Origin of the sequence: Flavobacterium davisii (genome assembly GCF_019565505.1) — a bacterium.
In the GTDB taxonomy this organism is placed as follows: domain Bacteria; phylum Bacteroidota; class Bacteroidia; order Flavobacteriales; family Flavobacteriaceae; genus Flavobacterium; species Flavobacterium davisii.
Map to the genome: position 1 here is coordinate 148,567 of NZ_CP067378.1, position 15,326 is coordinate 163,892.

Sequence of the window (15,326 nt, forward strand, 5' to 3'; positions counted from 1 at the left end):
TTTTAGTTATAACCTTCCTATGTTTTTGTATTGAATATATTAAAAACGAATAAAACTAAGGATTAAGCGATAACTATTTTCAAAAGAATAGACTGTATATATGCCAAATAATCAAAATAGATATATAGACCGAGAAAAAAGCTGGTTAGCTTTTAATTTTAGAGTATTACAAGAAGCAGCTGATGAAAAAGTTCCTTTATTAGATCGTTTGCGATTTTTAGGAATTTTTTCAAATAATCTTGATGAATTTTTTAGAGTTCGATATGCTGCTATCAGAAGGTTAGCTCTGGAAGGAAAAACAGGGGAAGAAATTTTAGGTGGAATATCATTACAACAGTTAATTAAAGACATAACGGATACTGTTATAGAGCAACAATCTGAAAGCCTTCGAATATTGAGTCTTATTGAAAAAGAATTAGGAAAAGAAGGTATTTTTATTATTAATGAAACCGAAATAAATAAAGAACAACAAAATTTTATTAGAGATTTTTTTATTCAAAAAGTAAGTCCTGAACTGGTAACGATTATACTTAATGATTTAGACGAATTTCCTTTATTAAAAGATACCTCAGGATATTTGGCTATTAAAATGGTTATGAAACCAAATGAAGAAAGTAGCCTTTTTGAAAAAATAAAATTAAAAAAAGAAGTTCGATATGCTGTAATTGAAATTCCTAAAACCATTAATCGTTTTGTTGTTTTACCTTCTAATAATGATAAACAATATGTTATCATGCTAGATGATGTAATACGTTATAACATTCATCAAATATTTACCATTTTTGATTATGATAGCATAACTGCTCACATGATAAAAATTACTCGTGATGCAGAATTAGAACTTGATACAGATTTAAACAAAAGTTTTTTAGAAAAAATTTCACTAGGTGTAAAAGATCGAAGAATAGGTGAACCTGTACGCTTTGTATACGATCAAACAATAGACAAAGATACTTTGAAATTTTTTTACATAAAATGGGAATAAATTCTAAGGATAGTTTAATTCCTGGGGTCGATATCATAATCGTAGGGATTATATGGATTTTCCTAATTTAGGCAGATTTGACTTATTATATAAATCAAACGTACCATTAATAGTAAAAGGTTTAAGCCTAGAAGGAAGTATATTAAAACAAATTGAATACAAAGATTTTTTAATAAATGCTCCTTATCAATCTTTTTCCTATATCATTCGATTTCTTAGAGAAGCAGCCTTAGATCCATACGTAACAACTATAAAAATTACCTTATATCGTTTAGCTAAAAACTCACAAATTGTAAGTTCATTAATTAATGCTGCTAAAAATGGTAAAAAAGTTATTGTTCAAATAGAGTTACAAGCTCGATTTGATGAAGCAAGTAATATTTCTTACGCAGAAATAATGCAAACAGAAGGTATCGAATTGATTTTTGGTGTAAAAGGTCTAAAAGTTCATAGCAAAATATGCTATGTAGAACGAATTGACGAAAAAAGAAAATTAAAACGCTATGGCATTATATCAACAGGTAATTTTAACGAATCTAGTGCTAAAGTATATACTGATGTAACATTATTCACAGCCCATCAAAAAATATTGAAAGACATGGTTAAAGTTTTTGAGTTCTTTCAAATTAATTATAAAGTACATCGCTATAAACATTTGATTTTATCGCCTCATTATACTCGATCTAAATTTTGCAAATTAATTGATCGTGAAATACTTAACGCGTCATTAGGAAAAGCAGCTTACATAAAACTTAAAATGAATAGTTTATCTGATTACAAAATGATAGATAAATTATATGACGCTAGTAGAGCTGGTGTAAAAATTCAATTGATTGTTAGAGGAATTTGTTCTCTAATACCGTGTATTAAAGGAATGAGTGAAAATATAGAAGCCATTTCTATAGTAGATGCCTATTTAGAACATTCCAGAGTTTATATTTTTTGCAATGACAATAATCCTGATGTATTTATTTCATCAGCCGACTTTATGACTAGAAACTTAGATGCTCGTGTAGAGGTTTCTTGTCCTATTTATGATGACGATATAAAAAAAGAATTAATAAGCACTTTTGATATAGGTTGGAAGGGGAATGTTAAGGCACGCTTTCACTCTGAAAAATTAGATAATAAATACCGATTAAGAGCAGATAATCCCATTTTTAGAGCACAATTAGAAACCTATCAATACTATCGAAATAAAATAGAAGTTATAGAAGAAATAATTTAAATCAATCCGAATGATTAATATAAAAAAATATGCCGCAATTGATATAGGATCTAATGCTGTAAGATTACTTATCATGAATGTAGTAGAACAAGAAGGTAAAGAAACTCAATTTAATAAAAGTGCTTTATTCAGAGTACCTATACGTCTAGGACAAGATGCTTTTACAGTGGGAGAAATTACGCAGGAAAATATTAATCGGATGATAGATGCTATGAAAGCCTATAAATTATTAATGGGCGTTTATAAAGTCGAAAAATATAAAGCCTGTGCAACTTCTGCTATGAGGGAAGCATATAATGCCAAAGAAGTAGTAGAATTAGTAAAAAGAAAGCCGAAATTAAAATTGATATTATTGATGGTAAAAAAGAAGCCGCAATCATTGCCGCCTCTGATTTACATTCATTTATTAAAACAGAACAAACCTATTTATATGTTGATGTAGGCGGAGGAAGTACTGAATTTTCTTTGTTCAGCGAAGGAAAAATGATAGCCTCTAAATCATTTAAAAATGGAACTGTTCGATTACTTAATGAAATGGTAAATAACGTGGTTTGGGAAGAAATAGAAAAATGGATAAAAAATGTAACAGAACCTTATGAAGAAATTACTCTAATTGGGTCTGGAGGAAATATTAATAAAATTTTTAAACTATCTGGTAAACAACAAGACAAACCTTTATCGTATATTTATTTAAATACACAATACCAATACCTCTCTTCATTATCTTATGAGGAAAGAATTGCTGAATTGGGATTAAATACAGACCGAGCTGATGTAATTATACATGCTCTTAGAATTTATTTAAACGCTATGAAGTGGAGTAAAGCTAATAAAATTTATGTTCCAAAAATAGGCCTTTCAGACGGTATTATCAAGGCAATGTACCATGAAAAGATCTAAAAATCAGCATCCTTTTATTAGAAAAAGATATTACTTAAAGATCCGCTATAAAAAGAAAAATTTTTAATCCATAAAATGAAATTCTTCCCTTTTTTAGTGTTTATAAATATGAGTTATTCTTTGGTCAAAGTGACAAACAATACGTTAAGCCTGCTATTTTACCCCCTCATATCTATAAGAAAAATTTTATTCGTTTTTCATTCATCGTCTTCATCACAAAATCTAACGCGTAATCTGTTTGGCTCAAATTACGCGTTAGCAATTTATTACAAATAAAAATAACGATCGAATATTTTGGATTCAATCAAGATTGGATTACAACTTTATTTCTAAAGTTAAATAATATACACGAGGTTCTGATGGGATAATACCGGACTGGGTAACCTGTTGCTCTTTTAGTAAAATATTTGTTATTTGTTAAATTATTAACACTGGCTTCAATTTTAAACCGATTTATTTTGTATGAGGCAGATAAGTCTAACACATTGTAGGAAGGAATTCCTCCAAATATACCTGATAAATCATTCTGATCCGAAACTCTATTAGAAGCATCGGTAAATTGAGATGATACATTAGTATATTGTGTACTAAGTAATATGTTTTTATAGCCTAAACTCAACCCTGACTTTAAATTATACAAAGGCACAAATTCAACATGATTATCTTTTATATTAGGAATATCAGACTTTATATATTTTGATTTTGTGATAGATATATTAGTAAATCCATCGAATTTAAAATTTAAATTATCTGGTAAAATTATTTTTAGGAAATTAATATTTACTAATGACTCTAAACCATAAGTAATGCCTGTACCAATATTATCTCTCAAACGCACATCTGGTTTTAATCCTTTTGGATCACGAGCGCTATATTCACCTATCTTATTATCATATAACAAACCAAATCCGTTAATATCATAGTTTAGGATACTTCCTATTTTTCCTCGAATACCAATATCCGAACCATATCCTTTCTCATCTGTTATATCATCTGCCACTACTATACTTGGACTAGCGGTTCTGATATCATTAAAGGTTACAGAACGGTAATTTTGTGTTATATTAGCATATACTTCTAAAGTAGATTGAGGTTTATAACTAAATCCTAGTCCTAATAAGGCAAATTTTCTTTCAAAAACTCTGTCTTCAAATTCTGTTTTATCAAGATTAATGTTTCCTGCTAAATCTCTATTAATTACTCTAAAAAAACCAACAGCTTGCGTTTTTATATATTCATATCTAAAACCGGGAGTAATAGAAAAGTGATCTGTTATTTTGAAAATATTTTCACCAAATAGGGAAACGTTTAAATTAGGATAACTATAAGATGACTGATTTTGATAGTATGGAAATTCTTTATCTGCAATCTTAAAATCAGCCTCTGATGTAGCACTTCCGGTCCTTGTGTCCCTGTATTTTTAGATTGATAATACTTCGCTCCTATTAAAAACGCGTTACGCTTATTCCATAAGGTGTATTTATTCAAATATCGTGCTTCCGCCCCCCAATTTATAAATTCTCCTATAATTAAATCTCTTTCTGTATTTGGCACATCAGGATTGGATACTCTATTAGAACGATATCCTAATGCTTTTCTATAAGCATCTAATCCAAATAATTGCAATGAAAAATCAGCATCATTATTAAACTTATGCTTTAAGCGCAAAGCAAATAAATTCCAATTAACAGAAAACCAATTACGTGATCTATTACTTTGAAAAGGATTGCTTGCAAACATTCCATTAGTCAAACCTCCAAGGTTGTTTAGCTAAATAATTGAAATGTGTATAATCTAAGTGTAAAGAAGTCTTATCAGATAACTTATAATTTAAGTTTACGAAATAATTTTTTGATTCAAAATTTGAATTAGGTCTAAATCCATCACCTTTCTTGTAATTATAAAATGTATAATAACTCCATTTCTCTTTTGTTCCACTTAAACTAGTAAAATTAGCAATTGTATTAAATGAACCTGCTGTAAAACGAGTAATAGCTTCTAGAGGTTTTGTACTAGGTTTTTTTATCTTAAAATTAATCATTCCTCCAAATTGTGTTCCATACTGAAGAGAGGCAGCACCTCTTACTATCTGGATTTCTTCTATTGCTTCTGTTGGAGTAGCATAATAACTTTCTGGATAACCTAAAACATCTGCGCTAATATCATAATCATTCTGACGTGTATTAAAATTAGCTGTCCTATTGGGATCTAAACCGCGACCTCCTATTGACAATTGTAATCCTCCATCAATACTTTCATTCATTGTAATACCTACAACTTGTGAAAAAATCTGACGTGCATTATTTACCGCTTTATTAGCTGTCAAATTATTTAAAACAACTACTTCTGTTTTTTTTCCAGCATATATCGCCGTTTCTTCAACATCTTTTAATGTTCTGATCGCACTTATTTTTTGGCGTTGGCTTACAATTTTTACTTCGGAAAGTTTTCTTAATTGTTCAATTGTAATTATTTGTAATTGAGCGGATGGTGTAATTTTTCTTTCAATAATTTCATAACCTTCTTTATAAAAAACTAGGTTTGTTGATTTTTTATTTTTTATAGTAAAATTCCCGTTGGAATCAGTAAAGTAATTTACACCTAGTTCTTTATCTAAAATTTCAACTTGTGGAACGCCTACTCCATTAAACAGAACTTTACCTATTATGGTATTTTGCGAAAACATTTTTGTAACTACAAATAAAAGTAGTAAAAATTTAAAATCCTTTAATTTCATCTTTAAATGGTAAAATCCATGTTTTATGTTTGAATGATTCTTTTTGTGATCCTAAATCTATAGTAGGATCTATATAAGGTTGACTTAATCGTCCGTTAAGTGCCACAAAACTTTCTACATATATTTTAGGATTTACAAAGCCATTATCAGTATAATATTTTTTAAGAATATGTGCGTATTCTAATATAAAATCAGGTTGAAATGACATTTGTTTTTCCTGAAATGCTGTTAAAAAATGACGATTATCTACTAATGCTACCTTACCTGTTTGATCTACAATTCTAAATTGTGTATAGCCTGCTTTTTCCATTAGCATTACACGCCAAGAAAAGCGAAAACCTTCTTCTGTCCAAAATAATTCTTGGGGATATAATAAATATCGAAAAGGAAAAACAAACTGAAACAACATAAAAAAACTCAAAAAAATTATTGAAAATTTAGAGGTAATAGCTTTAGAATAAGATGTTGTTTGAAATCTAGAATTTGAAATACTAAGAATTTCAAATAGTTTTTGTAGTACTTTTTTATGGAAATCAGCTGAAAAATATATCAAAGTACTTATAATCATCACATAAGGAAAAACGCCTATAGGAAATAATATTTTAGTAAATATATGAAATATAACTACTAATATAAACCCAACTATTCTGGTTCTTTTATTTAACAATAAAAAGGAATGGATAAATCATAAATAGCACCTGCCCAACTCATGATATAATGAACCTCATTTTTAAGTAATAATGGTCCTATAATTGGTAATCCTGAATTCATAGGAAGCCATGTTTTAAGAGGCTGTGCTTGTAATAACCAATCGGAATTTAACTTTATTAATCCTGCATAAAAATAGACTATTCCTAACATTAATTTTAAGATATCAATATTCCATTGTGAAACGTGTGAACGCAACTTGAATTTATTGAAATAAACATCTAAGGAATAATTACAATTTGCGGGAAGAAAAATAAGAATAAAACTAATTACAGAAATAAAATAATAATGATTTAAATAAGTAGTTTTATCCATTAGCTCTATGTAAGTAAAACTAATAAAAAAGGATATAATAGCTATTTTATAACGATAGCCTAGTGTGATAAATAAAGCTGATAAGCCGCAAATAAAAAACAGTAAATAAGTATAAACACCTATTGGTTTAACCCATTCAAAACCAAAATAAGTAAAATGATATTTTGGAGCTATATACAAAGAGTCTATCCATCCGTAACTCCAAAAACGAATAATACTAAAAAGCATCATACATCCAAACGCTATTCTATAAAAAGCTAGCGTTTCGGAAAATGATGCTTTTTTTAAATAGTTATCAATATTAATCCCCATCTGAGTCAACATAACCTACTGCAATATTAAGCGCTGTTAACATATCTACTTTGAAATAAGACACATTAATTTGCATGGCATCATAAGCTTCTAACATTTTATTGTTATCTGTACTTATTTGATTAACAAAATTATTATCAAGGGCATTATTTTTTATTTGTATTAATGAAAATTGATCATTAATAATGGTGCTTAATAATTTATTATTTCTTTGTACATTTAGATGATCCAAATAACTTTTTAATGATGGCCCTGTTTGATTACTAGCAAAATATTTTCCATTAAAAAAATCCGCACTTGCTTTTACCGCTTCATTCAATAAAATTTTAGATATATCTTTTTAAAATAACCTTCTACTTTATTTGGTTGAACGCCACTCGAAAATTTTCCTGCTGGATACCCTACTTTACCTAATCGAATATGTTTTTCAAAATATTCTATATACGCATTTACTATTAAATTTACAGAACCAGAGCTCGTATTATTTGTATTAGAAATAAATGTATTTTTATAAGTATTCCAATCATTTAGTAATGAATCTGCTGTATTTTTTTAAATCTGTAACTAAAGCAGTTAGGTAAGTTGCATATTTTTGTGCCTCTGCGCCTGTATAGAACATTAAAATAGCATTATCTGTATCAGCCAAACCATAAAGCATATAATCAAGGGCGGGATATCCTTGTTTATCAAATTGTGTTAGTGAAGTAAGATTATATCCTTCTGTATTTATATTTTTATTAATTTCAATAACGTTTACAGGATATGTATTCGTATGATTTACAAAATATAAATCTTCTGATTTTCCTATTTTAAACATAGCTACACGTTGATAAGCTTTATAGGAATTAAACCAAGAGGTTCTTACTTTATTTAAATTATCAGTAGTTGGATTTTGTTTAAAAGAATTTGCTTCTTCATACAGTTTATTTACTTCTATTTGATAATTTTTATAGGCCGGAATTATGATATTTTCTGCCCAATTGGTAAGCATTGCCTTTTTATCATAATTGTCTCCTATAGTAACTTGAGGTTCATCAATTTTTTTATCATCTGAACAACTTGTCAATAAAGACAAAAAAAGTACAAAAAATATTTTTCTCATAATTTTCTTTATAAATGCTAATATAACCAAGTACTAATCATAGATTAATACTTGGTTTATTTTATATTATTTATGTTTTATTTTTCTAATCAACTGTTTCTGCTTGAGCTACTGTAAAACCAAATTTATCCGCAATTTGTTTCGCTAAAGTCTCTAAATTATTTTTAGAATAATCAACATCCCAAAAACCATTTTTACCGGCTGTTAAAGTCTTTAAAATAGTATCTACTTCGTTTTTAGAAAGATAAGGATTGTTAGTACCGGTTTATTTGTATATCTCAAACATTTAATAAAACCATATCCTTCTGATAAAGCATGAAATGTTTTTCCTGCTCCATTAACTAAACTTTTCTTTCCTTCCATTAAGTAATATACTGCACGTACAGCGGCTACTTTTGCTAATTTTTCTTTAATTATAGCAATTTGAGCATCACGAGTAACATAGTCATTATTTACAATAGCTGCTCTACCTTTTCTAAAAGCTAAATTAATATCTGCTTTTAAAGTATTAAAATCTTTATCTGCATTTACTTGATCTATATAACTATCCCAAAATTTAGCATTTTTTCCATCTGCATCACGACCAGCTCCATAAACATAACCATAAGCTTCATCCCAAGCATGTTCCATTTCTGTATAATTCGTACCAGACTTTAGTTTTTTGTTTGTATTATCTTCTTTATTTGTAGCCGCATCTAATTTTTTTGTACTTAAATAATTGTTACAAATTTGATCTATAAAACACGCTCCCATTAAGCCTTTTAAAACTACCTGAACTGGCTCTAATCCATTAGCAGCATAATATCTTTTTTCAAAAATACCTGCAACCCCTTGAGTCGCTGCACCAGTACCAGCACTTCCTAATATTCTTAATTGATTTTCAAAAAATGTTCTTTCTTCAGCTTGCTCTATGCTATTAGATGAAAAATAATCTACAGAAGCGGCTGTTTTATCTTTTAATTGTTTTGTTACGGAAGTATTTAACTCTGCATTTGTAAATGGCGAATTAGTATTAGCATACATGTCTAATAATTTAACATCACTTACAGCAAGACCACCAGCTCCTTGAGTTTTAACATAATCTGCAATTTCCTGAAGCATTAAAATTCTAGATTTTTGACCACTAAAATCGACTGTTGTAGCACCATTACGATCAAAGGTATAAGTAGGGGGTGTAACATATGTTTTATCATTAGCTATTACTTGTTCTTCTTTAGAACAAGAAGAAACTACTAAAGAAACTACTGGTAAAGATGCCAGCAAAAATTTATTGAAATTCATTTTTTAATATTTTATTTAGATCATTTAAAAATAAGTCGATACAAATATAAAGACTGATTCTAAACAAAACAAAGTTTATTTAGATTATTTTTAAATAAAACAATAACATAAAAATTAATGATAATGATTAAAAATCTTTAGTGCCTCATTATAAGCACTTTCAAAACTCATTGCACTTAAATCATGATTTGCTTTTTGAGCAGTAAAATAAGATATCATCTTTTCTGTAGGCATATTTCCTGTAAGTTTATCTGTTGCCATGGGACATCCTCCATGTCCTTTTATAGCGCCATCAAAACGTCTACAACCCGCTTTATAAGCACTGTCTATTTTTTCAAACCATTTATCAGGAGTTGTATGCAAATGAGCTCCAAATTCAATATTAGGATATTTTGGAATAAGATTTGAAAATAAATAGTTTATAACATCTGGAGTAGAAGAACCGATAGTATCAGATAAAGATAAAATCTTAACTCCCATAGAGGCTAATCTTTCCGTCCACTCTCCTACTATTTCTACATTCCAAGGATCTCCATAGGGATTTCCAAAACCCATAGATATATAGGTAACAAGTTCTTTATCTGATTGTTCTGCTATATCCATTATTTCTTGTAATGTTACCAATGCCTCTGCTATCGTTTTATGCGTATTACGCATCTGAAAATTTTCGGAAATAGAAAAAGGGAAACCCAAATAGTTTATTTCTTTATACTGTACTGCATTTTTGCTCCTTGTGTATTAGCAACTATAGCTAATAATTTACTTTTGGTATTAGACAAATCTAACTGAGCTAATACTTCAGCAGTATCCTGCATTTGAGGTATTGCTTTTGCTGAAACAAAACTTCCAAAATCAATCGTGTCAAAACCAACACGTAATAAGGATTGTATATACTGTACTTTTTTATCGGTTGGTATAAAATCTTTTATGCCTTGCATAGCATCACGGGGACATTCGATTAACTTAATTTTTTCAGCATTCATCATAAGAGTCTTTATCTAAAATTAGGTTTGTTCTAAAATTTTTTTATTGATTGCTTTAATTAGCGCAGGTCCTTCATATATAAATCCCGTATATAACTGTACTAAACTAGCTCCTGCATTTAATTTATCAATAGCATCCTGTGCGCTATGAATACCTCCTACTCCAATAATAGGAAACGCATGGTTACTATTTTCAGACAAAAAACGAATTACTTCTGTTGATCGCTCTTTTAAGGGTTTACCTGAGAGACCGCCTACTTCATTTTTATTAACTGATTGTAATCCTTCTCTAGAAATTGTAGTATTGGTTGCTATAACTCCTGCAATTTTTGAATCTTTAACGATATCAATAATGTCTAGCAATTGATTGTTTGTTAAATCGGGAGCAATTTTTAATAAAATAGGTTTTACTTCACCTTGCATCTCCTCTACTCCTACATATTTTTTAAAATTAAGTTCTTGAAGTGATCGCAGAAGATTTGTTAATGGTTCTTTATCTTGTAATTCTCGTAAACCGGGTGTATTAGGAGAACTTACATTAACAACAAAATAATCAACATAATCATATAAGGCTTCAAAACATATTGTATAATCATCCACTGCATTTTCATTAGGCGTTACTTTGTTTTTACCTATATTCCCACCTATAAGTACGCCTTTATTTTTTTTCAAACGTTGAATCGCCTCTTCTATTCCTCCATTATTAAATCCCATTCTATTGATAATAGCGGAATCTTCTAACAATCTAAATAATCTTTTCTTAGGATTCCCTTCTTGCGCTTTAGGTGTAAGAGTTCCTATTTCAATAAAACCAAAACCAAAATCGGATAATTCATTAAATAATTTAGCATCTTTGTCAAAACCTGCCGCAAGTCCTACGGGGTTCTTAAATTTTAATCCAAAAACTTCTCTTTCTAAACGTTTATCTTCTATTTTAAAATTATTTTTTATAATAAACGAAACCCCGGTATTTTATTCAGTAAACGAATAGTTGCAAAGGTAAAATGATGTACTTCCTCAGGATCGAATTTAAAAAGTAACGGACGAATAAGTTGTTTATACATATAATTTGTTGTGTTGTTGTGCAAAAATAACAATTCAACAGCAAAATTTAAAATTGGTTTGTATTTTTGCTCTTAATAATTTCTTAATTTTATTATGAACATCAAATTAATAACCATTGGTAAAACGGATAATAAAAATTTACAAATACTAATTGATGATTATATCAAACGTTTGTCTTTTTATATAAAATTTGATTTGGAAATTATACCGGATATAAAAAATGTTAAAAATTTATCCGAATCACAGCAAAAAGAAAAAGAAGGCGAACTAATTTTAGCAAAATTAACATCGAGTGACCATTTGATTCTTTTAGATGAAAATGGCAAATCATTTTCTAGTATAGGTTTTTCAGAAGAACTTCAAAAAAAGATGAACTCTGGAATCAAGACTTTAGTTTTTGTAATTGGTGGCCCCTATGGTTTTAGTGATACTCTTTATAAAAAAGCAAATGGTAAATTAGCACTTTCTGCTATGACATTTTCTCATCAAATGGTTCGTCTATTTTTCATAGAACAAATTTATAGAGGTTTTACTATTTTACGAAACGAACCTTATCATCATCAATAATGTTATCCATTTTAGTTCCTACATATAACTATAATATTTTTCCTTTAGTACAAGAAATCCATAAACAATGTAGTAAAGAAAATATTATTTTTGAGATACTTTGTCAAGATGATTTTTCTAATTCAAATTTAAATATAAAAAATGAAGCCATAAATAAACTTACAAATGCTTCGTTTACTATTTCAAACAAAAGATTAGGAAGAGGTCAAAATTTAAATACCCTTGCTTTTGCTGCACGATATAAATATCTTCTAATTCTTGAAGCAGACTCTTTTCCTTTTAATAATAACTATATTAAAATCTTTTTAGAAAATCTAGACGATTCCGTTGATGTTCTTTTTGGAGGTGTTAAATATCCTTTACACCCTAAAACCAATGATCAAATTTTGCGTTGGAAATACGGAAATGAAAGAGAAATCAAATCCATTTCACATAGATTAAAAAAACCTTACGATTTTACTTTTAGTTGGAACTTAATTATAAAGAGAGAAATTTTTAAAACTATTTCTTTTCATAAACAAATAAAAAATTATGGCTATGAAGATTTAATTTTTATAAAAAATCTAGAAAAACAGCATATTTTTATTCATCATATAGATAATCCTCTAACTCATTTAAATGAAGAAAATTCTCTTCTATTTTTAGAAAAAAGCAAAAAAGCAAGTATTAACGCTTATTATGCAACTCAAAACTCATTTGTAAACAAAAAGATATTCATTTAACAAAAGTATTTTATATCATAAAAAAATATAAACTGAATTTTTTTCTTGCTTTATTTTTTGATTTTTTAGAACCTACTATGAAACAAAATTTAGTTTCCAAAAGGCCTTTTCTTTTTTTATTAGACTTATATAAATTAGGTTATTTATGCAAAAAAATAAACTAACATTTTCTGTAATCATACCTCTTTATAATAAAGAAAATTATATATATAACACTCTAACAAGTGTAATTGATCAAAGTTATTCGAATTTTGAAATCATCATTGTAAATGATGGAAGTACAGATAAAAGCTTGGAAATTATACAAAATATTAATGATTCTAGAATACGAATTTTTAATCAACAAAATAAGGGTGTTTCTAGTGCCCGGAATTTAGGTATAAAAAATGCAAAGGGCACATTAATAGCTTTTTTAGACGCTGATGATCTTTGGAAAAAAATCATTTAGAAGAATTATATCAACTTTATAGATTACATCCTAATTGTGGTATGTATTGTAGTCGATATTTCATGAAAATTTCAAAGCATAAAATTATTCCTATTAGTTACTCTTATGAAATTAGCGATGATTACAAAGGTGTTTTGAAAGATTATTTTAAAACAAGCCTTGTATACAGAGTTGGACTCCCATCTGCCGTAGTAATTCCTAACTATTTATTTCAATTAGGTTTTGCTTTTAACATTAATGTAAATAACGGTGAAGATCTTGAACTTTTTACACAAATAGCCATTTCTTACCCAATAGCTATCACGAGTTCTTACACGACGGAATACAATTTTATAATTGATAATCAACTATCTAAAACGCCTATAACTCAAAAAAAAATTATGTCACTTAGACCAATTTAACACAGCAGAAAAAGATAATAATTCTTTAAAGCAATTCTTAGATATCTATAGAAAAGAATATTCTTTACATTTTAAAATGGCAAAAGATTATAATCAGGCTAAAAATTATTACAACAAAATCTCTTCCTGTAATATTAGTTGGAGATTTAGAATATTATTTCACCTACCTAGAATTATATTACTAAGCTTATTATTTTCTAAACGTTTTTTAAGAAATAAAGGTTTTGATTTTAGTATTTACAATTAGATGTATATTTTATAAAACTATCGTAATTTCTAATGTAATCATCTTCATCAAATTCACCAGAAGAGATTACTAAACATACGGCACCTGATGAAAAGTTATCTAGTTCTCGCCACATCTTAGTAGGAATAAGCAATCCTTTATCTGGTTTATTTAAAGTTATTCTTTCTTTATTACTTCCATCATCAATTAAGACATCAAAACTCCCTGAAATAGAAATTAAAAACTCTAATTGTTCTTTATGAGCATGACCTCCTCTTGATGCACTGCTGGGTACATCAAATAAATAATAAACTCGTTTTATAGGAAAAGGTAAAGTATTACCTTCAATAATACCAAGATTTCCACGCATGTCCTCTACTTTGGGTATTGAAATAATTCTTGTTTTCATTTATCTTAATTTACTAAACAAAAATACATTTAATTTATAAAATATAAATTTAGCCCTATTGGATTTAAATAATAATAATTTATAAGTTTGTTTAAAATTTTATAAATGGAGATAGAAGAGAAAGATATTGAAATATTAGTTTCTACAATGAATAGAAATTCTTTAAATTTTCTATATCAAATGTTTGCTGATTTTAGCAATATTGGCTTTAATATCTTGATTATAAATCAAACCACAACAAAAAATATTCTACACAGCAATCATCCAAATATACGAGTAATTAACACTTATACTATTGGCTTATCTATAAGTAGAAACATAGCATTACAAAATGCTTACGGAACTATTCTTGTAATTGCTGACGATGATATCGTTTTTGAGAAAGATTTTGAAAAAATACTTTTAAAGAATTATAATAATTTTCCTAATACACATGTCATTTGTTTTCAAGCAAAAAAAGATGATAAAACTTTATTAAAAAAATATCCTTCTCAAAAAAAAGAAAATATTAAGGCTATAGATATACTCAATGTAGCCAATATAGAAATAACTATTAACAGACAAAATATTAATCCTTCATATCTCAAATATAATGATTGGTTTGGATTAAATGCTATGTTTGGACTCGGAGAAGAACCTGTTTTTTTATCCAATTTAAAGAAAAAGGGGTATCGCATTGATTTTATTCCTGAAACCATCGTAACGCATCCCAATTTAACGACTACTGATAAAATTCATTTTAGTGAAAAATATTTTGCTTATGGTGCCGTATATGCCCATATTTTTAAAAATAGATATATTTTTTGGCTTTTATTAAAACTTTTTTTTGATTTAAAACAAGGTATCTTAAAATTTTATCATATTAAAAAAGCTTTTTTTATGGGATTAAAAGGCAAAACAAAATATTTAGAATTATCAAAATTAAATTCCCTTTAAT

The 15,326-nt window shown here is 28.0% G+C and carries 11 protein-coding genes and 6 pseudogenes; 7 read left to right on the forward strand and 10 right to left on the reverse strand.

Annotated features, from left to right (window positions below; genetic code table 11):
* Positions 1 to 100 precede the first annotated feature (100 nt).
* Together ppk1 and JJC05_RS00735 are read left to right on the forward strand one after the other, a co-directional pair.
* Positions 101 to 2,213 (forward strand): annotated as a pseudogene (gene ppk1 / locus JJC05_RS00730) (polyphosphate kinase 1).
* Positions 2,214 to 2,223: 10 nt separating this feature from the next.
* Positions 2,224 to 3,113, forward strand: a pseudogene (locus JJC05_RS00735) (Ppx/GppA phosphatase family protein).
* A 304-nt stretch (positions 3,114 to 3,417) separates the two neighbouring features.
* On the opposite strand, the gene JJC05_RS17830 reads toward JJC05_RS00735, so the two are convergent.
* The 9 genes and pseudogenes from JJC05_RS17830 to JJC05_RS00765 form a co-directional block, all read right to left on the reverse strand.
* Positions 3,418 to 4,482 (reverse strand): TonB-dependent receptor domain-containing protein, encoded by a 1,065-nt coding sequence (locus JJC05_RS17830; RefSeq protein ID WP_309597498.1) that lies wholly within the window; start codon positions 4,480 to 4,482, stop codon positions 3,418 to 3,420.
* Entirely contained in the window at positions 4,422 to 4,853 is a 432-nt protein-coding gene (locus JJC05_RS17835) for a hypothetical protein (RefSeq protein WP_309597380.1), read from the reverse strand. Before JJC05_RS17835 ends, JJC05_RS17830 begins: the two co-directional genes overlap by 61 nt.
* Positions 4,854 to 4,857: 4 nt before the next feature.
* Positions 4,858 to 5,799 (reverse strand): TonB-dependent receptor plug domain-containing protein, encoded by a 942-nt coding sequence (locus JJC05_RS17840; RefSeq protein ID WP_309597381.1) that lies wholly within the window; start codon positions 5,797 to 5,799, stop codon positions 4,858 to 4,860.
* 31 nt (positions 5,800 to 5,830) lie between these two features.
* Positions 5,831 to 7,185 (reverse strand): annotated as a pseudogene (locus tag JJC05_RS00745) (HTTM domain-containing protein).
* The gene (locus tag JJC05_RS16320; protein WP_258929356.1) at positions 7,175 to 7,504 is read right to left on the reverse strand and encodes a hypothetical protein; all 330 of its coding nucleotides are present in this window, start codon (positions 7,502 to 7,504) and stop codon (positions 7,175 to 7,177) included. Before JJC05_RS16320 ends, JJC05_RS00745 begins: the two are co-directional and overlap by 11 nt.
* Positions 7,505 to 7,708: 204 nt before the next feature.
* On the reverse strand, positions 7,709 to 8,287 hold the full coding sequence (locus JJC05_RS16325) for an imelysin family protein (protein WP_258929357.1): 579 nt from the start codon (positions 8,285 to 8,287) through the stop codon (positions 7,709 to 7,711).
* 85 nt (positions 8,288 to 8,372) lie between these two features.
* Positions 8,373 to 9,568 (reverse strand): annotated as a pseudogene (locus tag JJC05_RS00755) (DUF4856 domain-containing protein).
* 114 nt (positions 9,569 to 9,682) lie between these two features.
* Positions 9,683 to 10,551, reverse strand: a pseudogene (locus JJC05_RS00760) (hydroxymethylglutaryl-CoA lyase-like TIM-barrel protein).
* A gap of 21 nt (positions 10,552 to 10,572) precedes the next feature.
* Positions 10,573 to 11,615: pseudogene (locus JJC05_RS00765) on the reverse strand (quinone-dependent dihydroorotate dehydrogenase).
* 94 nt (positions 11,616 to 11,709) lie between these two features.
* Between JJC05_RS00765 and rlmH the strand changes: the two are divergent.
* The 4 genes from rlmH to JJC05_RS00785 all read left to right on the forward strand — a co-directional run bounded on the left by rlmH (position 11,710) and on the right by JJC05_RS00785 (position 13,754).
* Positions 11,710 to 12,183, forward strand: coding sequence for a 23S rRNA (pseudouridine(1915)-N(3))-methyltransferase RlmH (gene rlmH, locus JJC05_RS00770; protein ID WP_127823099.1), 474 nt, complete (start codon positions 11,710 to 11,712; stop codon positions 12,181 to 12,183).
* Positions 12,183 to 12,905: a glycosyltransferase gene (locus JJC05_RS00775; RefSeq protein ID WP_235877936.1), complete on the forward strand. Its 723-nt coding sequence runs from the start codon at positions 12,183 to 12,185 to the stop codon at positions 12,903 to 12,905. The genes rlmH and JJC05_RS00775 overlap by 1 nt, the downstream gene beginning before the upstream one ends.
* A gap of 145 nt (positions 12,906 to 13,050) precedes the next feature.
* Entirely contained in the window at positions 13,051 to 13,353 is a 303-nt protein-coding gene (locus tag JJC05_RS00780) for a glycosyltransferase family 2 protein (RefSeq protein ID WP_235877937.1), read from the forward strand.
* Positions 13,335 to 13,754, forward strand: coding sequence for a hypothetical protein (locus tag JJC05_RS00785; protein WP_235877938.1), 420 nt, complete (start codon positions 13,335 to 13,337; stop codon positions 13,752 to 13,754). Before JJC05_RS00780 ends, JJC05_RS00785 begins: the two co-directional genes overlap by 19 nt.
* 230 nt (positions 13,755 to 13,984) lie before the next feature.
* Here the strand turns inward: JJC05_RS00785 and JJC05_RS00790 are convergent, their stop codons facing one another.
* Positions 13,985 to 14,389: a sugar 3,4-ketoisomerase gene (locus JJC05_RS00790; protein ID WP_105196970.1), complete on the reverse strand. Its 405-nt coding sequence runs from the start codon at positions 14,387 to 14,389 to the stop codon at positions 13,985 to 13,987.
* 105 nt (positions 14,390 to 14,494) lie between these two features.
* Between JJC05_RS00790 and JJC05_RS00795 the strand changes: the two genes are divergently transcribed.
* Entirely contained in the window at positions 14,495 to 15,325 is an 831-nt protein-coding gene (locus tag JJC05_RS00795; protein WP_127823102.1) for a glycosyltransferase family A protein, read from the forward strand.
* Position 15,326 lies beyond the last annotated feature (1 nt).